Source organism: Ruegeria sp. YTSA108, assembly GCF_059610185.1.
Window position 1 is genome coordinate 1 of record NZ_JBXWND010000012.1, and the last position, 21,785, is coordinate 21,785.

Genomic DNA, 21,785 nt, shown 5'->3' on the forward strand with positions numbered 1-21,785 from the left:
ACGGTGAGGTCGAGGCCAAAGTCAAAACCGAAGTCGCAAACCTCTGCGCCAGATTCCCTATCTATCCAAACTTGTAAGAATTCAGTCATCCAAGAACAAAACGGCGCCAATCCGGCGCCGTTTTTTTTGTGGTCAGATAAGCCCCTGCCACAACATGAAGATCAGCAACAAAGCAGAAAAGGCCAACAGGTTAAAAGTCAGCCCGCCCAGCATTCCCAGAAACCATCCCATCCTCCGATCCGCCAAATTGATACCCCCCAGATGTTTTTGAACCTCTTCCGAGGCCTGGATCAGTTTTGGATTGTCCAGCACAAGTCGCAGTTTTGGATGGGCCGCCATCTGCTCTGCTTGAGCCAGGACCATTGCCTGTTTGTATATCCGGCGCGGCAGTTGCCTTTTGGCCTTTTTGACCGAGGCGGTCAGCGTTTTGTCGCGCACACCCAACTTGTCACGCAACAGCTGTATGGTCTGCGCAATTTGGGTTTGTATATCTGTGTCTTGCGGCATGCTGCGGCCTCCTGAGCTGACAGTTTACCCATGTGGAACAGGAGCCACAATGGGGCTGGCCGTTTCAGATTGCGGCGGGTATCACGGCTATATGCTGAACACGATCATACATGGTGAACCTACCGACAAGCCCCCTTTGCTGATCGCCCATGGCCTATATGGCTCGGCCCGGAACTGGGGGGTCATCGCCCGCCGGCTATCTGACGAGCGGCAAGTTGTGGCGGTTGATATGCGCAACCACGCAAACAGCATGTGGACGCATGACCATGGGTATTCCGATCTAGCAAATGATCTGGCCGAAGTTATCGACCAGTTCGGCGGACAGGCAGATGTCGTCGGACATTCGATGGGCGGCAAGGCATCCATGACTTTAGCCCTGCTGCACAGCGCAAAGCTGCGCAAACTGGTGGTGGCAGACATCGCCCCGGTGGCCTATAGCCACAGTCAGATTCAGTTTATTGAAGCGATGCGCGCGGTGGACCTTTCCCGGGTCGAGCGTCGCTCGGACGCTGAACAACAACTGGCCGACAACGGAGTCGAAAAAGCCCTTCAGAGCTTTTTCACGCAGTCACTCGACATCAACGGACAGCGTTGGCTTTTGAACCTGGATACTTTGGCCTCTGAAATGCCCAAGATCATGGGCTTTCCTGAAATAGACGCATCCTGGGGTGGTCAAACACTGTTTTTGTCCGGGGGGGAGTCCGACTATGTGCTGCCTGAACATCGCTCAGTGATCCGCGGAATGTTCCCTTCGGCACGTTTTGCAAAAATACCTGGTGCAGGACATTGGTTGCATGCGGAAAAACCGCGTGAGTTCGAGGCCGCCGTCAGGACGTTCCTCAACGCCTGACCTGACCTTTCGACCGATCACAGCTCGGGTTCTGGCGTTTCCTATTGGCTAGGCGACTTCGCCCCCGCCATTCACCCAATCGACCAAGCCACCCAGGTTATAGACCTGCTCATACCCCATGTCCTGCAACAGTTTTCCCGCAAGGGCAGCGCGGCCACCCGAGGCACAATACAAGACAATTGGGCGATCTTTGCGAAGCTCTGGATCATGTGATTGCAGAGTGTCATCGGCCCGAAATTCCAACATACCGCGCGGGATATGATGTGACCCCGAAGCACGCCCTGTCTGCTGCAATTCCGCTGCATCGCGGATGTCCAGAAGCAGGCCACCTCGCTCCAGGATCTCGACCGCTTTGGCTCTCTGGATTCGCTCGACGGTGGAGTTCGCAGCTTCCATCATTTGTTTTACGGTCAACGGCATATGGTGTCTCCTGAAGAAATTTACGGGATGCTAACATGCAGGAACTGGAAGGTGTAGCCTGACAGGCCCTCACCTTAGACTGGATAGATATTGGACATTTAATGCAGGACACCGATTTTTGCGCTGGACCAATCCCGGTATTCAATTCCCGCCGAACCCGAACCAAAGCAAATCGGGAGAGGTTCCGCTGCATCGAGACTTGAAAATCAATCAGGGTGGCAGAGGTGGTGCGGGCGGTGGGACTCGAACCCACACGGGCATACGCCCTTCAGATTTTAAGTCTGATATGTCTACCATTCCATCACGCCCGCACAGCGCGTTGGGCCAGTTTTTAGGCTGAAAGCACCAGTAAGGCCATAAGGCTATGAACACAATGCGTTTCGCCGATGCAACCTGCGGAAATTCAATCGCCGCCTTTGACCACCACCCCATTTACGCAGGCCATCAGAAAAAGTCCTCGGAGAAACTCTTCGTTGCGCAAAGCGCCTGCGCTGTCCCAAACATTCTGACTTTAGAAAAATCAAGGAACAAAAGGAATCTTAGAGTGAAATGGTGCCCCCACACGGCATTTATACCTTGCACCATTATACCCCACGACATTCCACCTTATTAGAAAAAGACAGACACCCTAAGACTTTAGCTATTCCGTTATGTGTCAGGATATAGCAGGATACCGCAGACAATAAGGTGGATAGAAGGGTGGACGGATGGCGCGGCCTATCCATAAACTTTCGGCCGCAGCGGTGAAGGCAGCAGGCCCCGGTAAGCACAACGATGGTGCCGGATTGTGGTTACACAAGCGCCAAGATGGCGGCGGGCAATGGTTCCTCAGGATCACGGTACACGGTCGCAGGCGTGAAATGGGCCTTGGGTCCATTGCAGATGTATCGCTCAAAGAAGCAAGAGAACACGCGGAACAGTGGCGCGCCTTTGCCCGGAAGGGTCTTGATCCAATCAAAGAACGCGAAAAACAACGGCGTGAGGCTGAACGCAATCTACATTGTTTGGCGGATGTCGCATTGGACGCGTTCGAAAGTCGGAAGGCCGAACTCAAGGGCGACGGTAAAGCTGGGCGCTGGTTTTCTCCTCTAGAACTTCATATCTTACCCAAGCTGGGTAAGATCCCCATCTCAGGTATCGATCAGATCGACATACGGGACGCCCTGAAGCCCATCTGGCATTCCAAAGGGGAAACCGCCCGGAAAGCCATTAATCGCCTCAGCATTGTTCTCAGGCACGCTGCGGCGCTAGGGTTGGACGTAGATTTGCAAGCCACCGAAAAAGCCAAAGCGCTTCTTGGTAAATCTAGGCATACGCCACAACACATTGCTGCCATGCCGTGGATTGACGTTCCAGAATTCTACAGAACCCTAGAAGTGCCCACGACAACCAATCTGGCCCTGCGGATGCTGATCCTGACGGCAGCCCGCTCAGGTCCACTCCGGTATATGAGATACGATCAGATCGAAGATGACATTTGGACAATCCCTGCGCATCAGATGAAGGGTCGGCTAGGCCAAACGGCGGATTTTCGCGTGCCTTTGTCCGGCGAAGCCCTGCGCGTAGTTGAACTCACCAAATCCTTCGACCGTGATGGTTTTCTCTTCCCCGGCCTTCGCAAAGGCGTGATTTCCGACATGACCATGGGTCAACACATGCGGAATGCAGGGTTGCCCTACAGACCACATGGATTTCGGTCCAGCCTTCGCGATTGGATGGCCGAACGAACCAATGTCCCACGCGAGATAGCAGAGACCTGCCTCGGCCATGTCGCTGGAAGTCAAGTCGAGCGAGCGTATCGCAGGACAGATTATCTAGAACAACGTCGACTGATCATGAACGAATGGGCTCATAATGTGATCGGCGAGGAAGAAAGCATCCATGAAGATTTCTGAACCGTCCGCCCGAATGTTAGCTGCTCCGCCGGATGAAGCATCCGCTAGGCTACTATCAGAGTTCAAGAAGGCCGCCGTGCGAGGCGATCCGACCGCCTTGTACCAGGCAATAATCTTGTGCGGTGACAATCAGCTTTCCATGCCAGATTGGCTCACAGATCACCTCCTCAAACTCATCGCCGACTATCATCTGGGAAAGAAGCCGAGTTGGAAAGGGGCGGGAAAACGGCCATTGATCGTTATCAGACGCCGATTTGAAAACGAAGTTCGGCGACGTGCTGTAATCGCAGTCAGGGCCTGGATTAAGGACAAGAACAAGTATCAAGAGATGCCCACGGAGTGCATTCGGGCATGGTACCGACAGGACTACCTCCATTGCAAATTCAAAAACGACGGCGACGTCCTGGATTTCGCGTCTTTCGGACTGCAAGGTATCAAATTGCAAGCCGATGGCCCTACTATGAAATGCAGCGCTCGCACGTTAAGGCGCGCGATGGAAGACAAGAACGCCAGTCATTTGCCTAGGCTATCCGGAAGGATTGCCAGCATCTTTGGCCTCACTGATCCCGACGACTTGTTCGGTTTTGACGAACCCATCAAGCCCAATCTCAAGTAGTCTCGCGCGCTCAGTGAACTTGAGTGCACTGCGCAAATTCACTTGAGTTCACGAGCGTACACTTGAGTGCACCAATTTGCGCGTCGATTTTTGGCCAAAAATTGTTTTTTTACCGGCGTTTTTGGCCACACTATTTGCTGCTACGGATGTCTCCACACTTCAAGGAGACCCAACATGCCTTTCGCGCCAAACCGCTACATCACACTCGACCAACTGAGCGATAAGCTGGGGGGACGGTCTCGTTCCAGCATTTACCGTGACTTGGAGAATGGAAATATCCCGAACCCCATCCGGATTGGCGCTAGGCTCTATTGGTGCGAAGAAGAAGTTGACGACTTTCTTAAGACACGCCGTTTTGGTTCGATCTGATGCCAGTCACGAACACCACAAAAACGCCGCCAGCATTGGGCGCAGACCCGATCGCACTGAAACAGATTGGACTATGCAAGGCGCATGGAGTCGTTTTTCCACTTTCCAGTGGAAGCGACGCGAAGAACGAAGCGTTGTGCGCCACGCTAGGGAAGGCGATCAAGCGCGAAAAGAAACTCCTAACCACGTGTGAACTTAAGTTCACTCAGGGGATGACTGCGTTCAACCAAACTGGAAAAACCTTTTTGTCCGACAAGCGGTGCCTGCTGGTCGCCTTGTTCGAAGACAATGCAAGACGACCTCTGAAAAACAGGAAGTCGCTTGAGGAACTGATCGAGTTGACCCAACAGTTCGACATCCTCAAGAACCTTGGCGAACCCGCGCGTGTTTGGCAACAACCCAAGTCATCTGGCAAGGGTTTCCGGGTTATCTGTTCATTTGGCCCGATTGCCCGTGCGGCGCAACGCATGGTCAAAAAACTGCTGAAACTGGCATATGCGCCGCAAGGCTTCCAGTTCGCTGACCTGACCTTCTCCGAAAAGGTCCAGCACGCAATGACCGTCATCGAAAAGAATGGATATGCCCATGTAACAGAAATCGACATCACGGATTTCTTCCCTAACTTCACGGAAGAAGCCCTGATCGCAGCCTTACCCCTCCCCAAAGAGGCAATAAGGCAAATCGTGCTGGCAAAAAGCGCAAGCTGGGGTCCACATCCCTTATACGCTAAGTACGGATATATATCATCCCCTCCAGGTGTACCACAGGGCAGTGCGTCCTCGGCAGCCTTGGCAGATTGGTGCATTGCCAACATGCCGCTGGAGAAGTTGGTCGGCTCAGTTGTGATAAATCATGCCGACAACTTCTTCGCTTTTTCCGTCTCACCGGATGCTGCTGAAGACGTATCCAAAGCCTTGAGTTCCGGCGTCGCCGGGCTGCCGGGAGGGGACTTTCACGGCGAGGTCGAACAGTTCGCTACGGTCAAAGAGGGCTTCCGCATGCTCGGTTGTAATGTCTTCATGTCGAAGGCTGGTGAACTCGAAGCCGAACCTACCCAGACGAACTTGAACGAATTCGCTACCCGGGTCAGGAGACAGCGCCAGCGCGTTTATGGAAGACTGACGGCGGCAACCGATAACAAGTCGCCCCTTCTTCGAATCAATGGATTGCAGGACTTCCTCAGGCTGGAAAGTATGATCCAAGGCTGGCTGCAAGCATTCGCTTTCTGCGGGCCGATGATCCCGAACGTGCAGGATCACTATGAATACGATTTATTCAAACTTCGGAACACGTTCGAAATTGCCGATGGTGAACTCAACGCCGTGAAAGACGCTTCCACAGAAATCGCTGTCAAATGGTATAGTGGAACATGACGTCAGAACGCGAAACCCGAAATCTGCCGGAGGCCCGAATAGCTGGGATCAGCTTTCTTGGGTTTGATGTGGGAGGTTTCGGCCAAGCTATTAGTTTGCGGAGATATTCCCAATATTTGGACCTTAGTGCACCGGGGGTCTGGGGTATCGTCTTTGCTTGCCGCTGGCGACTGGAATATCGGTGAACTTGAGTTGACCTTGAGGCGCATAGCGCCGAAAATCTTGTGTCGCGTTTAGCCTCTCTCATAGTTTTGCCGGGCGCGGCCGCTCACCAATATCGCCCACAATACCCTTTTCGGATAAGGACGGCGGCAAGATCGCGTCCATCGCTGATCTGGCAGCTTCCGATTTTCCGGTCGTAGCTGGTCCGCCCGTTCAAGTGGCAGGTGAGCCGTTGGTCGGCAACAAGCGTCCGCTGGCGCCGCGTTGCTCATGTTCTAAGGCATGGTGATGACGACGCGTGAGTTCACCAAGTATGGCGTCTTCGGCGCTTCCAAGAAGCTGAGGGACCGGGGCTGAGTAGTATGAACTTTGCATTGCTGGCAGCATTGAGGGTTCTCAAAAAGATGTGACGAGTTGAAGGCATTTGGACCCAAGCATTTGCGCCGCTGCGCGCGACAGTGTTAGTGAACTTGAGTTCACTCGTCCCGATGTACTTACATTAATCACAGCATAAAAAGCGGCCATTCATCCAACCCGCAGCGAATGACTACTCCGAGCCCAAACTAACGGATGCTGCGACACGCACGAAAGGCGGCTTACAAGCGCGGTATGCGATGCGATTAAGAACTCTGATCAATAGGTCAAAGAAACAACATGATCGATCAAGAGCAATGAAAAAGAGTTCTTGCTACTTATGATAAGCTGATTAACCAGCGAGGGTTGCCGGGTGTATTTGTGAAACCCGTACGCGCGGATTGGTGTGGTCACGAAATGGCGGATCGTGACAAAAAAATCGCCCTATTGATCATCAAGGAGCTTCAGATGAGATTTGCAGCGTCACATCTGCACGAACCAAAGATCCTGATACAGGGGTGCGGTGCAAAGATTTATCCCGGTGAAGCCATAGAACGGACCTCTAGTCTGACTGATCAGTCATAGATTTCTACCGACAGCGCATCCATCGCATATGAGGTTTCGATATTTGCCTGGCCGTCCACGTAATTGAGTGACTGGGACCTGCTCAGTGCCCGCATTTCCCCGCTTATCCAGACTGGTTTATATAACTCGTCGATTTCGAAGCCTTGTTCGTATCGCACATAAACCATCTGATTGGCTGGAGGTGGTGGTGTGTGAATGCAGGCTCCAACTGTCGGAACCAGAAGGAATTCGACCGCCTTCTGGTCGACAATATCCAGGGGAAGGAGATAGCCGGGAAGGCGCACGTTCTCCCCCAAAAGGTCAAGGTTCGGTTCGCGCGCGGCAATCAACCGTTGGTTCATCACAATTTCGCGTTGTTCAAACAACCAATCTGGGTCAAGGCCTTGAGATACGAGGTCTTCGCGGATCTGAAACGCTTCGGCGCGCTTCTCGTCATCCGCAGTGTCCGCATGCAGAATCTCAATCCGATAAAGCATGGCCAACGCATTGACCTGAGAATATTCTAGGGTGGCAAAAGGATCGTGGTAAGGCCGCTCTTCAGGAAGGAGATCCTGCCAACTTATGTTGCGCGGATCCGCCGCTAGAAGAGGCCCCGCAATCGCAAAGGCGAATAAGATATTCAGAAAATGCGCAATGGTCTTCATTTCAGCGGATCCTTTTATTCAAAGCCGCACCGACAGTCCGTCTGATAGCGTCATACGGTACACCCTTAACGCAGGTATAATACTGGCAAGAAGACCAGAGCAGAAAACGAGGGCTATGAGAAGAACCTCGCGAAAACTCGGCAGGCCAACACCGATGCGAAGCCCAAAATTTGCGGCAAGAATCGGATCTATCACGAGCGTGAGAGCGCTGAGCGCGATTACTCCAAGCACGATGCCGGCCGACAACAATAAAACGGCTTCAAGCAAGATCAGGGAAAAGACGCCGGCTGGTGTTGCGCCCACGGATCGAAGGATCGTAAATTCACGCCGCCGGTTGTCGAGCGAAGCAGACAACATGACCACCATGCCGATCATTCCAGCCACAGCCACAGCGCCTGCCATCAGACGCAGCGCAGTCTCGGCCGTACTGGTAATCGACCAAAGCTGCAACAGCGCAACATTAGGAAGAACAGCGGTCAGTGCCTCGTCGCGATGGTCTGCCAGTTGCCGTTGAACTGAAAGCACCGCCGTTTTCTCCTCCAGCCCGGCAAAAATCGCGTTGATGGTCCCCGGTTCATGATCATGGCCATCGTGATCGTGCCCGTCAGAGGTCGTGACAGTTTGCCCCTCGTCTTCATGGCCGCTTCCGTGAGCATGACGGTCGTCATGTTCCTGATGCCCTTCTTCGTGCTCGTCAGGCTCGTCTAACTCCACATGGTCATGGTCTTCGTGTTCTCCGGCGACTTCTGGTGCTTCGATCAAAACGAATGGGTCCGCAACCTCTGATGCAGGTTCTTCGTGCAAGGCGTCAAAACCCTCGAGTGAGACAAAAACCATTCTGTCGACGGCCGTCCCGGTATGCTCCAGCACGCCGGTCACTGTGAATGGCGCTTCGTCGTGCACATCAAAGGCGACTTCCCCTGAGCCATGGGCATTCACGATTTCAGTACCTGACGTGTACCCGAAAGCCTGAGCAACTTCTGCTCCAATCACTGCACCATCTGGAGATTTAAACGGAACACCTTCAGCAAATATCAGTTGCCGGCCGCCACTATGACGAAAGTGGTCAAAATATTGCTCGGACGTTCCGATCACGGGATATCCACGGTGGTTGTCACCCATCATGATTGGCACTGTCCAGCTTATCTGGGGCAGATCTTCGATCATCTCGTAGCTGTCCCAGCTGATACCAGCGCCAGTTGTGCCGACACCAAAAACCGTTGCCATCAGGATCTGCACATCGTTTCCGCGTGCCGCAATGATCAGATCGATCCCTGATGCAGAATTGGCAAAACCCGCTCGTGCCTCTGTTCGCAGTCGTTCAACCCCAACAATCAAAGCCACGCTCAAGGCAATGCTAAGAACAGTTAACGCAGCGATAAAGCGGCGATTGAGAAGGCTTTTATAACAAAGATTAAACATCACGTTTTGCCCGCGTTCAGCATCGGCAAGTCAACGCTCCGATCGAAGTGTTTTTCCAGGCTGCGATCATGGCTGACAAATAACAAACTCGCCCCTGATGCTTTGCATTCCTTCAACAACAACTGGACAAACGTATCTTTCGCTTCCTCATCCAAAGCCGAGGTGGGTTCATCCGCCAAAACTACTTCAGGCGCCCCTATCAGAGCACGCGCCGCCGCAACGCGTTGTTGCTGCCCAACACTCAGTGCGCTGGCAGGTCGATTGATGAGCTCAGTATCTTTAAGACCCAGCTCACTTAGCAACCGTGTGGCGGTAGCCTTGGGGTCTGGCCCCGACCGATTGCGCCGTTGCGCTGAAAACCGGCAGGGCAGCAACGTGTTTTCAAGCGCACTGAGCCAAGGCAAGAGATTGAAGACCTGGAAGACAATCCCCAATTGATCCACGCGAAAACGGTCACGATCACCTCCGGCCAAAGCCCCGACATCCGTGCCTGCAACGCGAACCGCGCTTTGCGGTACATCGATCACGCCAGCAATTGCCGAAAGCAATGTGGTCTTTCCGCTGCCACTGGGGCCTTTCATAAACACACTTTCCCCGGCCTCAAGATCGAAGCTATCGACTGAGAGAACCGGGTCAGGTTGACCGGGCCACCGAAACACCAAGGATTTGAGCTCTACAGTTTTCATTGATGACACAGATGCTTTGGCTTGGTTTTTCAAAGATAATTGAGCTTCTTGGTGACCCAGAAAAGGATCTCTGCCAAAACACCAATGGCTCCGGCCTCGTCTGTCTTGACCAAAGCTGTTCCTGACGTTCCAAATTGCAAGTAATTTATGTCTGCATCTGCAGGTAGTTCAACCAATACGATGTAGCTGGATATCCCGGTTAGTTCGCGCAATGAGGGAAGGCCTGACCTTAGATCAACAGTACCTTCGACAGTTCCGACCGGAAAATCGGAAATACGGCCGGTAATTTCTCCGCCGGGTTCCGTTCTAAATGCAAGCCGGATTTCGTCACCGACCGAAACATTGGCACGACTGGATTGGGGCAGAGTAGCAATTACTGCAAAGTCTCCGGGTTCGACAAAGGTTATTGCCCCTTGTAGCGGAGTGGCGCGGTTACCTGGTCGTAGTGATACAGCCGTGACAACGCCGTTTCCCGGCGCTTTTACAACTGTTTGCTCTAAATCCCAAAGAGCTTGCGCAAGTGTCTGTTCGGCCTCCACAACACCTGCGTCACGCCCGTCGATCTTCGCGGCGATACGCCGCTCAAGGCTTGTCTTCCGGGCTTCTGCTGCGCGGATATTCGCGGTCAACTGGTCGATGGTTGAGACAGCCTCTTGCAGTTGGAACGTGGTTGATGCCCCGCGTTCTTCCAAACGGATGATGTCATCACGACGCTGAATTCCGAAAGTCAGCTGAGCAGTCAGGGATTCAATCTCGGCCTCGGCAGCTGATAAATCTGATAACAGTTGATCGGCAGATGACTTTGCAGTTTCCAAGACAGCTTCGAGCCGGGAAACCTCGGCTTGGAAAACCTCATTATCTATCCGGAATAGGGTCTCGCCCTTTGCGACTTCCTGGTTTGGCTCCACAACGACTTCTGTAACCGTGCCCGCCACGTTCGGAGCAATATTCGTTGAAACACCCTGAATGGATACCGGGCCAGTCGGAGTTGTGTGGTTCAGCGCACCGATGACCACCAGAGCGATAACACCGGCTACACAGTAAACCAGAGTTTTCCAGAATCCATTCCAGGGGAGAAGGTGAAACTTGGAAAAGACCAGCCAGACTATTCCAAAGTAGAGGCCAAGTACGATTAACAAGACTTCATTCCTTCGTGATGTTTCCGGAAAGTTCGAACGACCACCCAAACTTACGAGTGATCGCCCTGTTTGTCATGATGACTTAGTTGTCACCTTGCTCTTCCAACACTTTGCGGTTGGCTTCACGATGGCGCCACGCCGCGCCCATACTCTCTTTCAGATTTTCGGGAAGCGCTTCCAGAGGAACAACAAGGTCGTCATCAACTGGCCACTCTGTCAGCAGCTCAGGATGATATCCCTCGGGATAGTACAGCTTAGGATCGATCTCCATATCGCGCACGTAGGGTTCTTGAATGTCTTCGCGCCGATGGGGTGGCTTCGGCACGATCAATTGACCGTTGCTAAAGTCAAACTGCGGCGCACGTGAGTTTGGAAACTCGGGCAATATGCCTTCGCGAACCCATATCTGATCTTTGGTGACGTTCACAACGATCCCGTCAGGCGCTCCAAAGTGATAGGGCCCTTTCCAGTGCTCTCGGATTTCCGCCACGGTTTCCTCGATCTGATAGGGGTCATAGCTCATGTGAGTGTTCATCAGAAGTCTGGGTTGCACCAGGTTGGCAATGTAGCCGGCCGCATAGCTGGGCGTGTGATGAGTGTCGACGGTATACCGCCCGAGGAAAGGCGGTACGCCTTGAACTCCGGATGAGATTTCGATGATTTCCTGCTGCTGTTCCGTTACGAAGACATCGCAGCCTTTGGCGAAAGGAATGTCGATCATGTTGGGTCGACCGTCACCTGTCCAGATAAAGCACATGCCATTCCAGTCCATCCGGTATCCGGACGCACCGTCCTTGGCATGGCTTCTTTGCCAGTGTGTGACTTTGACCCCGTCTTCATCATAGATCACGCCGCCATTGTCACGGAAATCAAATTCGTTGACTTCGATGTCCCAACCTTTGCCAACGGGAAAGACGCTGAACGCATCCCGGTGCCAGCCGGTCATCATTTTCATGCCTTCTACCATCGTTGCGGTGCCATACTCTTTGGTGCGGCCGGATGGACCGTGGACCGTCAACTGCTCGTGCCATCCACCTGCCCAGGTTCCGAACATCCACAGGTATGGCAGCCCACCAAAGTGGTCTACGTGCAGGTGCGTGATGAATACATCGGTAATTTCATTCAGTGCATATCCACTGGCAATGATGTTCGCTGGTGAGCCCTCACCAATGTCAAACATGAAAATCTTACCGTTACCCAGCTCAACAAGAATCGCCGTGTTCATTTGTCCAGGGCGAATGAACGGAGCAGATCCCATGAAGATAATTCTCATCTCGTTGGGCTGTACATCTTCGGTGCGTGGGAACCAGTTTGCCGCACTTTTCAACCACGGTTGAGGAGAGATGCCCTCAAAGGTCAGACCCTCTTTCCAACGTCCCATTGGGACGCCGCCAGTCAGTGCAGCCTCAATATCTTCTTGGGATGAGGGCTCCTGTACCGGAGGAGCCTGACCGAACGCATTTGTGGCGAACAATGTCGCTGCGACGGCGAGTGCGCTGAGTGACTTAATTGACTTCCTCTGTCTGTCTTGCATCATATTTTCAGTCCTTTGTTCGAGCCTGGGTGAATATGGGAACCACTTCTGAAATGGCTTTCGGGACAATCTCTGAATTAGTGAATCGAGAGAGATGCTCGGCGATTTCCTCGGCCAGCCCGTCTAGGCTTTCGGTGACAGGATCGATCAGACATGGTGACGTCTGCTCATTGACCTTCCGGACCCTCTCCAACTCGGTTGAGAGCAACTCGAAGTCACCGCAAAGTGCCTCGAATCCACGATGGTTCTTTCGCATGACTCGGATGCGGCTGATTTGGTCCGGAAAAGCGAGCTCTAGTAAGTTGATGTCCGTCATTGCCCTGGCGCCTAGTCCATCTCTGGGCACCAGGCTGAGGGCACATCGCGCAACGCGGAAGGGTTACACCGTGAAATTAGGGTGACATTCAAATATTCATTTGACAGTATGGAGTTGAAAATACAGAGAAACTTGAAGTTTCAGATGCCCGACAGAGAATTGACCCTTGATCCGGAACGTCACGCGACCCGTGTGAAGTACGCGCTGGACCAGGTATTGGCGAGTGACATATTTGGCAAGGCGGAACGCCTTCGGAATTTTCTGAGCTACGTTGTCGAAGAGGCCATTGCGGGTAGATCCGAGGCTATTCTTGGCAAAACAATCGCTCAGGATGTTTACTTCAAGAGTTTTGCCCGTGATGACGGCCACATCAACGTTGTTCGTGTGGATGCGGGGCGGTTACGGCGGAAACTTCAGCAGTACTATGAAACTGCAGGTGCTGGAGACGATCTGCGCATTCACATTGATAGCGGCGGCTACGCGCCTTGGTTCGAGGACCGCTCTGGAACAATTCAGAGCAATGTCGATCATACGCCATTCAGGCCAGGATTACCTTGGCGGATTGGTATCCCTGCTGTCACCATAGCGATCATTGCTCTTGCTTACGTCTTGGGCGGGCGCATGGAACAGGTTGTCGACCTCAACCCAAAGACATCCGCGCGCTCACTTGAGCGACAGGCTCTATCCGCTAAATCACCCGCTGCAGTACAGGCGTCAAATTACTGCGATCAAGCTCGGGGCCTGCTGTTTCCAATCGCAACTATCGATAACCAGATCCTGGCCAGCGACATATTTAGAATGGCAATAAATGAGGCTCCCGATTTTTACTGTGGATATGCCGGATTGGCCCATAGTCTGGGAACCCAGGCTCTACTAACGCGAGGCGAGGAAGAGCGTGACGCGCTGAAACTGTATTCAGGACAAATGGCACAGAAAGCTGTGGATATTGCGCCCTCAAACGGCTGGAGCCAATCGGCAATGGCATGGGTGTCTTACGTTTCTGGCGACTATGACAGCGCATTGGAGTATTCAGCACTCGCGCAGTCGCTTCGACCCAATGACGGAAACGTTCTGGACTTTCGCGGCGTGATACTACTGGTTATGGGCCGCTTTGAAGAAGCGTATGACGTCAGCGACCCAAGCCACCCGAGAGAGATAGGAAGTCATCGGTTTGCCCACAGGAACATTCACGCGGTTGCCAGTTTCCACATCGGTGAGTTTAGGGAAGCAATCGCATCTTTGAAATTTGCGAGTGACAATGGGGACCCGGTCAGCGCGCTCTCTTTGGTTTATTTGGCGGCTGCCCATCAGAGTTTGGGTGAATTCGAGGAAGCAAAGGCAACACTAAAACAACTTAAACAGTCCTGGCCAGAGTTCAGGCCAGATCTTGTACTAGCTGTGTTTTATTCCAGTCCAGATTTATCAGAAGAGGTGATTTCAGCCTTAACGGATGCGGGATGGCGGTTTTAAGATATACCCTTTCGAGCCATGGTTGGAGACAGGCCCACGTACGTAAAGTGTGTTTTACCGCCAACACAAGCGAACATACCTTGGTAGTGTTAATGTACGCCGTAAGCGGTCATCGGAATTTGTTGTAGCTAACGGCGGAATTGTCCGCAGAGCCGACCCTCTGTCGATTTGGTTGGGCGTCCGCTTCGAGCCCAAAGTGACGGCTACAGAGGGACAGGTTGAATGTCCGCTAAAGATGTTTAGCACATGTAGAAGGCTCTGAAAATCAATTCACCGTAACATTCACAGGGGCGAGGTCGCGCAGGGTGGCCGAGGTAGGCCACCACCCTGCGCTATACTCAGTTCAGAGTATTCTTGTAGATCACGCCATCTTTCATGATCAGTCGCATCGTCGGGATGTCACGAGGACGCGGTTCGGCGTCGTACCATTTCTCGTTGCCGCCGATGACACTGATGTCTTCAAGAGGGTTTCCATCGACAATGAGAACGTCGGCGTAAGCGCCTTCGACAATCACACCAAGAGGACCTTCGAGGTAAGGGTTGGCTTTTCCCGAGTATGCCAGAAGCTCCCCTGCCGAAGAGGTTGCCGCAACAAGCATCGCGTGGTTTCCAAATAGGTGGGCATGGAACCATTTCTCATAGTCCAGCTGGGTTCGCAGCAACTCTCCCGTGGCAAACACGACGTCGGACTGAAAGGCCATCTTAGGACGGATCGCCTTGACGTTCTCGACGAAGTCCTTGGATTGATCGGTCGCAAGTGCCAGCTTGTCCTGATTTGCCTTGGTTTGCAGGCCGGGATTTTGTTCCAGATAGGGCGAGATACCGGTCATCTGCGAAACAAGGAAAACGTCATTGTCTTTCATGAGCTGCAGCGTCTCGGGGCTGGCGAAAAACCCGTGCTCGATGCTTTTTACGCCGGCCTCGACGGCCCGCACGATCCCTTCATCCGAAAAAACATGAACGCCGACATATGTGTCCCAATCGGCGGCAACGCGTACTGCTGCGTCAAGTTCTTCGGGCTGGTATTGCAGAGTGTGCAGCGGATCCAGGATCGAGGCGACGCCGCCCCCGGCCATCAGCTTGATCTGCGTTGCCCCCTGGGACAGGTTCTGCCGTACGGCTGTCATGACGCCATCCACACCATCAGCGACATATGTGATGCCGAGCCGTTGCGCGCTGCTGTCATTGGCATAGGGCGGCAGGTTCGGGTTTCGCTGTGACGCGTTGCGAAAATCACCATGCCCCGAGGTTTGCGACACAAAGGCGCCACTCGGGTATATGCGCGGCCCTTCAACCAGCCCCGCGTCAACAGTTTTCTTCAGACCGGAACCTCCGCCACCCATTTCGCGGACGCTGGTAAACCCGCTGTAGAGATACTCGTTGGCCATATGCGCAGCCCGAGGACCGATTTCGTCCCACGCGCCACCCTCCATGCCGCCAACACCACCGGGCATGTTCATGTAGAGGTGCGTGTGCGCATCAATCAGCCCAGGCATCAAAGTGCGTCCATCGCAGTCAATCTGGTTTGCCCCTTTTGCCTCAAGCGACGTATCGCCGACAGCCGAAATCAGATTGCCTTCAATCAGAATATTTTGCCCTTCAATCAAGGTTTCGGTGAGACCATCAAACACCGCACAGTTCGTGAATAGAACCAGTGCCGGTGAAGCCTCTTCCTGAGCGAGCGACGACGTAGCCGTTGCTGTCGCGAGCAAAACCCCCGCAACAGATTGTAGAGTAATTTTCATTTCCATCTCCCATTGGATCAGCCCCCCGCTCGGGGCGTTTGAACTGAGAGACAGTATAACGAGTGACGGAACTCTCGCCTGTCTTCGAGGTGCGCGAAGGACAGTATTTTGCCCCATAGGGACAATTTTGAGCAATTTTTTTCCCTTTTAATTGTTCTGCGTCGCTAGAATGAAACTGAACATCAAAGCGAACCCTGGATCGATGAAGCACACTTTACCACTCGTAAAACTGAGCGTTTTGCGCCCCTTCGCCATGGAACTCCGCGAATGCGGCATTGAGCCGGAACCAGTGTTCGAGAGCGTCGGATTAACTGAGAGTGCAATCTTTGAGGCTGACCTCTCAGTTCACGTCATGGTCATCCACCAGTTTGTCGAGAACGCCGCCAAGTCTGCCGAAGATCCCTTTTTTGGGGCCCGCGTTGGAAGCAAACTCGATGTTCAGGGTTGGACGATACTTGAGGACGCTGAGGCGCGCGCGACAACGGTTGGAGACTTCCTGTCGATCTTTATCGCGCGGTCCAACGAGATTGCCAGTTCTGTCACAGAACATCTTAATATAGTCGGCCAAACTGCAGTTTTTGGAGAGACGCGATCTTTTGCACCCCAAATTCTGCCCGCTCAGAACGACGCATTCATGGTGGCGCTCGGCTTGGCCGTTCTCCGGCGGGCTCTACGCAACCGGCTGGACCCATCGAAAGTAACAGTTACTGTAAGCGACCCCAAGGTTCTACCATCGGAATTCGACCTGATGCACCCAATGAAGGGGAACAGAATGGGGTTCAGTATTCACTTTCCGTCGTCTTGGTTGTCCCTAAAACTGGATCCTGCGTCATCCAGTTTAGCCACGGAGGAAAAATCCGGCACGGCTGCCGACGGGTTTGTTCAATCTTTTAGGCAAATGCTCCGGGCGCACATCGAACAGATTGACCTTAGCGCTTCAAAATGTGCGGCTCTCGCATCGATGAGCCAGCACAAGCTGAAACGACGACTAGCTGAGAACGGGACCAATATTACCAACGAGATAAGCTTCGTGAGGCAGCAATACGCAAGAGAGGTTCTAGTCACGACCAGTAGGTCGGTTTCCGATATCGCTACAGCGCTGGGGTTCACGGATGCCGCCAATTTCGCTCGAGCCTTCCGCCGCGCAAACGGCATGACGCCAACCGCTTTTAGAAAATTGCAGGAAGTCGAGAACGGCGAAAAAACTGAGTTGCTCGCCGAACCGGACACTTAACCTGGCGGGTTCAACGGCGGCTTCGTCCGCCTAGCAGTCGTTCAATCCAGGCGATACGAAAGTCCGCATTCTTTCTTCAGCCAGAATGTAAAGTCGGTGAACTTGAGTTCGCTTCACCTAATTGAGCTGAACTGATTTTGCGTCAAGTCGTTCGCTAGGCGAGCTCAGCATCCGTCTTCGTGGATAGAATGCGATAGACTGAGGCTCGCCCGATCCCAAGTCTCTTGGCTATCTCCGTGGCTCCTGAGCCCGCTCCGTGCAATTCCAAAACTTCTTTAGACCGAGCCATGGCAGTTGGCTTTCGTCCTTTGTATTTCCCGGCGGCCTTCGCCTTGGCGATGCCCTCTCTTTGACGCTCCAACATAATCTCGCGTTCGAACTCGGCGATGCCGCCTAAGACTGTCAGCATCAGCTTACCAGTCGGTGTGCCTGTGTCGGTGCCCATACCCAAGATGCGGAGTGTTGCACCCTTGGTTGTCAGCTTATCCAGTATCTCCAAGAGGTGCGGCACTGATCGCGCTAGCCGGTCCAACCGGGTAACGATCAGCGTGTCGCCTTCGCGCACATAATCTAACGCTTCAGCGAGCCTTTCTCGCGCTCTTACATCCACGGATGATACCTGCTCCTCAAACAATTTTTCGCAACCAGCAGTCTCAAGTTCGTCACGTTGCGCTTCCAGACCGGCTTTTTGGTCTAGTGTCGAAGTTCGGGCATAGCCGATCAGCATTTTGGCGCTCCTGTCTCATATGGCTCTTAAACAATATGGAGCATTTGTCTCAAAAATCAATAAACATCCTAATGAGACACCCTTTCCACAGATCATTCCTGCCTCACTAGGGCAAGCCCTATTGGACAAGTTTCGACGTCAGCGGCCCATTGCTGTAATCGGGACACGCCGCACCTCGCAACCGTTGCAAGCCCACAGCGGATATTCGCTGACCACGACAATTATTAAAACAAGGTAAATACCCGTAGGGCTTAGTTAACTTGTCTGTCAAACAGAGACAGTTGCTTTCGTGGCAGCCAATGGAATGGCAAACCTATATCCCAATCACAAGCCCGAGCTCTCATCTCTGAAAGCAATTCGTCAGACAGCCGATTGCTCGTAAAGCTATGCACTTCATAAGACAGTATCTCTTGGTCAGAGATTTTCCCAAACTGATCTTTGACGAATTTAGAAAGCCGTGGTCCGGCCAGTATTTCATCAGACATGCTAAGCGTCCGTAAAGTACGAACTAGGGCCCCAACGGTATTCGGATTATCCTCAAGCACAAGCTCCAAGTATTTATCAGACAAATCCGTAAAGTAATTTTGTCCGTGATGAAGCGACCCAAAACGCCAGTCGTATAGAATTGCATCCCAGTTAAAGAATGTTGTTTCAAGGAGAGAAAGGGGTCCGCGAGCTTCAACCACACCCGTTGAAAACGCCCAAGTTCGAGCGACTTCCCAAACGTCGAAATTCCACCTTCCGAAACGAACACGATGCCCGCCAAACTTGTTCTGGATCGCTTCATGCCGACCCAAGATTTCCATGAAGGCTTCGTTGTCATGCACCTGTACAACGGTATCCACATCGCTGCTGAAATGCGGAGCACCGAGTAGAGAAATGTCTCTAAGCGCTCCGCCGAAGACAAAAACATCCGCACAAACCGACACTTCGTCGATGAAGCGAGCAACGGCTCTACGTTCGGCCATTGGCTCATCGAAGAAACGCCGTATGCGCTTCTTGGCCGCCTTCTGGTCAAGTGCAGGTTTCATCCATCTCCTCAGCAGCGAAGCTCTCGAAGTTCTCGCTCAAAGCTTAGTGCGAAGCTGTCGGTCATACCAGAGACCATGTCTGCAAGCAATTGGCACCGACGATAACCAAGCGGAAGTTTTTCGTTTGGGCTTTCGAAAACCCGCCTATAGTTTTCCGAGATACGCCCATATGCATATTTCTCGTAGGGTGATCCGGGATGCCCCTTGGTCTCTTTTTGCGGATCACCCCGGCTAACAATAGCAGGCCAAAGCATGTCCATGATTGAATGAATAACCTTGTGACCTTCTAGTTCCAGTTCGAGAACGCTTCTGTGCTTGTAGGCATTGGCGAATGCAAAATCTTTGAGCTTATCGCAAAGTAACGCAGCACTTGATACAGCGACGAGATCGTCTTTCAATCCGCCTGCCTCGATTTCAGATTGCTTCTCGATGAAAGCTTCGATTACGGAAGAAACCATGGCGCCGATGGCGAAAACCCTGAACATCTGAGTGGAAAGATCATTCACTTCACTCGGCGATAGTTTCGCGTCTCTGTGCTTTTTGTGCTGTGCTTCTGCCCGCTTGCAAACATCCTTGATCACTTCATCTGTTTCTGGATCGCCGTTAGCCCCAGCTTCAAGATGGCTGATCAAATCTCTGTAAGAAACCAGTCCTTTCTTAACCGCATCTTCTACATCCAAAACAGAGTAAGCAATGTCATCGCTGGCCTCCATTATGTACGTCAATGGGTGGCGCAGCCCTTCTCTAAGCCCAGTTTCCTTCCAGATGTCGGCCACAACATCCAGCTCGGAGTGAAAACAGCCGAACTTCTTAGTAGCGATTTTGGACTTGTCCTGATTTTCCGAGGTCCCAGGATACTTCATAAGAGCAGCCAAAGCGCCACAGGTTAGATTTAGTCCAAAATTATCATTCATAATTTGGAGTTTGGTGAGCACGCGAAGTGCTTGGGCATTGCCTTCGAACTTTTTAAAGTCGAGCTGCATGCGCTGCTTTACATTGGCAGGAAGTATCAAGTTCTCGCAGTTGAGGAACTTGAATGCTGTTTCCTCGTTCTTTTTGAACCAATCACCAATGGCATACTCGCCTTGATGCCCAAACGGCGGGTTGCCTATGTCGTGCGCGAGGCCAACAGTAGCAAGAATTGCGGGTAGATCGCGTTGGAACTCGCCTGAAACAAAACTAGTTTCAGATCGGTGGGCAAGGGCAACACCGATACTCCGCGCGATATTCGATACTTCGTGAGAATGGGTGAGGCGTGTTCTTACACTATCATTTTTTTCGAGCGGAAACACCTGTGTCTTGTCGGCCAAGCGTCGAACAGGAGTACTAAAAAGAACCCGGTCGTAGTCACGTTCAATTTCCGTGCGATCACCACCCGCATTCAGGGGTTGTCCTTCGTCACCGTGCATGTCCTTACGGCGGGTCGCGGACATCAATTTCTTCCAATCCATTACTTTCTCCTGAATGTTTTGTGGCCTTCGATTTTTGATCAAAGGAAATGAAATGTTTTTTGTGGCGCTAAGCAGATCGTGTCAGTTCGTTTGATCATTTGGGGCTTTCGTCGCCTTCCGCCTGTTGCAGTAAGAACTTCAACGTCCGGCGAATTTATCAATGCACTGTTGAGATCGTCAGAGTGAGCGGGTGTTTGGTTGTATGTTTGGTCGAAGAAGTCTGCGACCGATACTGAGGCTTCGGGAATGCAGTCTGTGATAAACTTTGGAATATCGGTCAAGAGCTCTTCCCTTGCCCCCCTGCGTGAGTTCGCATCGAACAAGTATAAAGAGGTGTCTTCGATTGAATTATACCTCAGCATCTGTAAGCCTGACCGACCGACATGGGCTTGCGAGTTTTTCTTCCGGTGCAAGATGTCGTTGTAAACCTGCCTGGCCCGAAAAGAATTTGCAAAATGCACGAGCCAATACTCCCAGCCGCCCTGATTGTTAATCGAAAATGGGCTGACAAAGTTTGCTAGTGATTGAAACTCCTCGAACACAACCTTTTCGACTGCTGCGAGCCATTCCTTCTTGCTTTTGTGAAGCGAGATTTCTGAAATCTGGCCATCGAATATTCTCTTATCTTGCCTTCTGGCAGGGCTAATGAATGCCAAAAAGGATTTGATGGAAAAAGTGAGAAACACTTCAGAAGAGCGGGTCAGGGAGAGAGCAGTCCTAAGATGCGCTTCAGACACATCAGCATGACCATATTGATCAAGATTAAATATGGTATTTCGAACCTTTGAGGCGAGAACTTTTTGCGAGATGCTTGGAAGGTTCTGCCCGAAATCACCTTCAAAGTAGTCAACATGAAATGTTGCGTCATGATGTTCAGACTGATGCTCCTCCAAGAAGCCATTGACACTGCCCCGCAACACATGAATGGCAACTGGAGATATGTCATTAAAATACATGAAAAACTCAAAGGAGATGGGTTTGAAGCCATCAATTTTCCTTCGAAGGTTGATCTCAGCACTGACTGCTTTCAGCGTTTGCAGCACTACCAAAGGTGAACCTAGGGTACCGCAGTCGTAAGCCCCAGCTCCGCAAAACCCATCCACAAAGGACAGCCTAAACCGCTCTTGTTGAGGCAGACTGCACCGAACACGAACGTACTCGTGGATGTACTCTTTGATTATCTCAAGCTTGATCTTTGAGTGAGGCCCGATTTTCGCGCCGTTTTCCCAATCATACTCTCTCTTAACCATATCGG

The 21,785-nt window shown here is 52.3% G+C and carries 20 protein-coding genes and 1 tRNA gene; 7 read left to right on the top strand and 14 right to left on the bottom strand.

Annotated features, from left to right (window positions below):
• Window positions 1–132: 132 nt before the first annotated feature.
• Window positions 133–507 (bottom strand): hypothetical protein, encoded by a 375-nt coding sequence (locus AC2FHW_RS15655; RefSeq protein WP_142638198.1) that lies wholly within the window; start codon window positions 505–507, stop codon window positions 133–135.
• A 49-nt stretch (window positions 508–556) separates the two neighbouring features.
• Here AC2FHW_RS15655 and AC2FHW_RS15660 point away from each other — a divergent pair, with 49 nt between their 5' ends.
• Complete coding sequence (locus tag AC2FHW_RS15660) at window positions 557–1,357, top strand: alpha/beta fold hydrolase (protein ID WP_399171133.1); 801 nt, start codon at window positions 557–559, stop codon at window positions 1,355–1,357.
• Window positions 1,358–1,405: 48 nt separating this feature from the next.
• Here AC2FHW_RS15660 and AC2FHW_RS15665 read toward each other — a convergent pair whose 3' ends face one another.
• Both AC2FHW_RS15665 and AC2FHW_RS15670 read right to left on the bottom strand, forming a co-directional pair.
• Window positions 1,406–1,777, bottom strand: a complete 372-nt coding sequence (locus tag AC2FHW_RS15665) for a rhodanese-like domain-containing protein (protein WP_142638196.1) — start codon at window positions 1,775–1,777, stop codon at window positions 1,406–1,408.
• Window positions 1,778–2,002: 225 nt separating this feature from the next.
• Window positions 2,003–2,088: transfer RNA gene (locus tag AC2FHW_RS15670), tRNA-Leu, on the bottom strand.
• Window positions 2,089–2,484: 396 nt separating this feature from the next.
• Here AC2FHW_RS15670 and AC2FHW_RS15675 point away from each other — a divergent pair.
• The 4 genes from AC2FHW_RS15675 to AC2FHW_RS15690 all read left to right on the top strand — a co-directional run bounded on the left by AC2FHW_RS15675 (window position 2,485) and on the right by AC2FHW_RS15690 (window position 6,030).
• Window positions 2,485–3,672, top strand: coding sequence for a tyrosine-type recombinase/integrase (locus AC2FHW_RS15675; protein WP_496822192.1), 1,188 nt, complete (start codon window positions 2,485–2,487; stop codon window positions 3,670–3,672).
• Entirely contained in the window at window positions 3,659–4,288 is a 630-nt protein-coding gene (locus AC2FHW_RS15680) for a hypothetical protein (protein ID WP_496822193.1), read from the top strand. Before AC2FHW_RS15675 ends, AC2FHW_RS15680 begins: the two co-directional genes overlap by 14 nt.
• Window positions 4,289–4,462: 174 nt before the next feature.
• Window positions 4,463–4,657, top strand: coding sequence for a helix-turn-helix transcriptional regulator (locus tag AC2FHW_RS15685; protein ID WP_496822194.1), 195 nt, complete (start codon window positions 4,463–4,465; stop codon window positions 4,655–4,657).
• Window positions 4,657–6,030 (top strand): RNA-dependent RNA polymerase family protein, encoded by a 1,374-nt coding sequence (locus tag AC2FHW_RS15690; RefSeq protein WP_496822196.1) that lies wholly within the window; start codon window positions 4,657–4,659, stop codon window positions 6,028–6,030. The genes AC2FHW_RS15685 and AC2FHW_RS15690 overlap by 1 nt, the downstream gene beginning before the upstream one ends.
• A 1,091-nt stretch (window positions 6,031–7,121) precedes the next feature.
• Here the strand turns inward: AC2FHW_RS15690 and AC2FHW_RS15695 are convergent.
• From AC2FHW_RS15695 to AC2FHW_RS15720, 6 genes are all read right to left on the bottom strand, one after another.
• Window positions 7,122–7,775: a DUF3299 domain-containing protein gene (locus AC2FHW_RS15695; protein ID WP_271950326.1), complete on the bottom strand. Its 654-nt coding sequence runs from the start codon at window positions 7,773–7,775 to the stop codon at window positions 7,122–7,124.
• Window positions 7,776–7,793: 18 nt separating this feature from the next.
• Window positions 7,794–9,197: an ABC transporter permease gene (locus AC2FHW_RS15700; protein WP_271950328.1), complete on the bottom strand. Its 1,404-nt coding sequence runs from the start codon at window positions 9,195–9,197 to the stop codon at window positions 7,794–7,796.
• Window positions 9,197–9,883 (bottom strand): ABC transporter ATP-binding protein, encoded by a 687-nt coding sequence (locus AC2FHW_RS15705; RefSeq protein WP_271950330.1) that lies wholly within the window; start codon window positions 9,881–9,883, stop codon window positions 9,197–9,199. The genes AC2FHW_RS15700 and AC2FHW_RS15705 overlap by 1 nt, the downstream gene beginning before the upstream one ends.
• Before the next feature lie 29 nt (window positions 9,884–9,912).
• Window positions 9,913–11,022: an HlyD family secretion protein gene (locus AC2FHW_RS15710; RefSeq protein WP_271950332.1), complete on the bottom strand. Its 1,110-nt coding sequence runs from the start codon at window positions 11,020–11,022 to the stop codon at window positions 9,913–9,915.
• 82 nt (window positions 11,023–11,104) lie between these two features.
• Window positions 11,105–12,559 (bottom strand): guanitoxin biosynthesis MBL fold metallo-hydrolase GntH, encoded by a 1,455-nt coding sequence (gene gntH, locus AC2FHW_RS15715; protein ID WP_271950334.1) that lies wholly within the window; start codon window positions 12,557–12,559, stop codon window positions 11,105–11,107.
• 4 nt (window positions 12,560–12,563) lie between these two features.
• A complete protein-coding gene (locus tag AC2FHW_RS15720) occupies window positions 12,564–12,872 on the bottom strand; it encodes a hypothetical protein (protein ID WP_271950336.1) in 309 nt (102 codons plus the stop codon).
• Between the two features lie 144 nt (window positions 12,873–13,016).
• On the opposite strand from AC2FHW_RS15720, the gene AC2FHW_RS15725 reads away from it, so the two are divergent.
• Entirely contained in the window at window positions 13,017–14,342 is a 1,326-nt protein-coding gene (locus AC2FHW_RS15725; RefSeq protein WP_496822198.1) for a tetratricopeptide repeat protein, read from the top strand.
• A gap of 338 nt (window positions 14,343–14,680) precedes the next feature.
• Here the strand turns inward: AC2FHW_RS15725 and AC2FHW_RS15730 are convergent, their stop codons facing one another.
• Window positions 14,681–16,087, bottom strand: a complete 1,407-nt coding sequence (locus AC2FHW_RS15730; RefSeq protein ID WP_271950340.1) for a metal-dependent hydrolase family protein — start codon at window positions 16,085–16,087, stop codon at window positions 14,681–14,683.
• A 169-nt stretch (window positions 16,088–16,256) separates the two neighbouring features.
• Between AC2FHW_RS15730 and AC2FHW_RS15735 the strand changes: the two genes are divergently transcribed.
• Window positions 16,257–17,321 carry an AraC family transcriptional regulator gene (locus AC2FHW_RS15735; protein WP_271950342.1) on the top strand — a complete coding sequence of 355 codons (1,065 nt, stop codon included), beginning with the start codon at window positions 16,257–16,259 and terminating at the stop codon, window positions 17,319–17,321.
• A gap of 154 nt (window positions 17,322–17,475) precedes the next feature.
• Here the strand turns inward: AC2FHW_RS15735 and AC2FHW_RS15740 are convergent, their stop codons facing one another.
• The 4 genes from AC2FHW_RS15740 to AC2FHW_RS15755 all read right to left on the bottom strand — a co-directional run bounded on the left by AC2FHW_RS15740 (window position 17,476) and on the right by AC2FHW_RS15755 (window position 21,780).
• The gene (locus AC2FHW_RS15740; protein WP_496822200.1) at window positions 17,476–18,048 is read right to left on the bottom strand and encodes a recombinase family protein; all 573 of its coding nucleotides are present in this window, start codon (window positions 18,046–18,048) and stop codon (window positions 17,476–17,478) included.
• Window positions 18,049–18,299: 251 nt separating this feature from the next.
• Window positions 18,300–19,079, bottom strand: a complete 780-nt coding sequence (locus AC2FHW_RS15745) for a hypothetical protein (protein ID WP_496822202.1) — start codon at window positions 19,077–19,079, stop codon at window positions 18,300–18,302.
• Window positions 19,080–19,087: 8 nt separating this feature from the next.
• Window positions 19,088–20,530 carry a dGTP triphosphohydrolase gene (dgt, locus tag AC2FHW_RS15750; RefSeq protein WP_496822203.1) on the bottom strand — a complete coding sequence of 481 codons (1,443 nt, stop codon included), beginning with the start codon at window positions 20,528–20,530 and terminating at the stop codon, window positions 19,088–19,090.
• 38 nt (window positions 20,531–20,568) lie between these two features.
• Window positions 20,569–21,780, bottom strand: a complete 1,212-nt coding sequence (locus tag AC2FHW_RS15755) for a three-Cys-motif partner protein TcmP (protein WP_496822205.1) — start codon at window positions 21,778–21,780, stop codon at window positions 20,569–20,571.
• Window positions 21,781–21,785 lie beyond the last annotated feature (5 nt).

Excerpts from the sequence above, each read along its gene's own strand:
- AC2FHW_RS15735 (WP_271950342.1), top strand. The coding sequence starts at position 16,257 with ATGAAACTGAACATCAAAGCGAACCCTGGATCGATGAAGCACACTTTA.
- AC2FHW_RS15740 (WP_496822200.1), bottom strand. The coding sequence starts at position 18,048 with ATGCTGATCGGCTATGCCCGAACTTCGACACTAGACCAAAAAGCCGGT.
- AC2FHW_RS15695 (WP_271950326.1), bottom strand. The coding sequence starts at position 7,775 with ATGAAGACCATTGCGCATTTTCTGAATATCTTATTCGCCTTTGCGATT.
- AC2FHW_RS15680 (WP_496822193.1), top strand. The coding sequence starts at position 3,659 with ATGAAGATTTCTGAACCGTCCGCCCGAATGTTAGCTGCTCCGCCGGAT.
- AC2FHW_RS15665 (WP_142638196.1), bottom strand. The coding sequence starts at position 1,777 with ATGCCGTTGACCGTAAAACAAATGATGGAAGCTGCGAACTCCACCGTC.
- AC2FHW_RS15660 (WP_399171133.1), top strand. The coding sequence starts at position 557 with ATGGGGCTGGCCGTTTCAGATTGCGGCGGGTATCACGGCTATATGCTG.
- AC2FHW_RS15720 (WP_271950336.1), bottom strand. The coding sequence starts at position 12,872 with ATGACGGACATCAACTTACTAGAGCTCGCTTTTCCGGACCAAATCAGC.
- AC2FHW_RS15725 (WP_496822198.1), top strand. The coding sequence starts at position 13,017 with ATGCCCGACAGAGAATTGACCCTTGATCCGGAACGTCACGCGACCCGT.
- AC2FHW_RS15675 (WP_496822192.1), top strand. The coding sequence starts at position 2,485 with ATGGCGCGGCCTATCCATAAACTTTCGGCCGCAGCGGTGAAGGCAGCA.
- AC2FHW_RS15705 (WP_271950330.1), bottom strand. The coding sequence starts at position 9,883 with ATGAAAACTGTAGAGCTCAAATCCTTGGTGTTTCGGTGGCCCGGTCAA.
- AC2FHW_RS15655 (WP_142638198.1), bottom strand. The coding sequence starts at position 507 with ATGCCGCAAGACACAGATATACAAACCCAAATTGCGCAGACCATACAG.
- dgt (WP_496822203.1), bottom strand. The coding sequence starts at position 20,530 with ATGGATTGGAAGAAATTGATGTCCGCGACCCGCCGTAAGGACATGCAC.
- AC2FHW_RS15685 (WP_496822194.1), top strand. The coding sequence starts at position 4,463 with ATGCCTTTCGCGCCAAACCGCTACATCACACTCGACCAACTGAGCGAT.
- gntH (WP_271950334.1), bottom strand. The coding sequence starts at position 12,559 with ATGATGCAAGACAGACAGAGGAAGTCAATTAAGTCACTCAGCGCACTC.
- AC2FHW_RS15690 (WP_496822196.1), top strand. The coding sequence starts at position 4,657 with ATGCCAGTCACGAACACCACAAAAACGCCGCCAGCATTGGGCGCAGAC.
- AC2FHW_RS15745 (WP_496822202.1), bottom strand. The coding sequence starts at position 19,079 with ATGAAACCTGCACTTGACCAGAAGGCGGCCAAGAAGCGCATACGGCGT.
- AC2FHW_RS15755 (WP_496822205.1), bottom strand. The coding sequence starts at position 21,780 with ATGGTTAAGAGAGAGTATGATTGGGAAAACGGCGCGAAAATCGGGCCT.
- AC2FHW_RS15700 (WP_271950328.1), bottom strand. The coding sequence starts at position 9,197 with ATGTTTAATCTTTGTTATAAAAGCCTTCTCAATCGCCGCTTTATCGCT.
- AC2FHW_RS15730 (WP_271950340.1), bottom strand. The coding sequence starts at position 16,087 with ATGAAAATTACTCTACAATCTGTTGCGGGGGTTTTGCTCGCGACAGCA.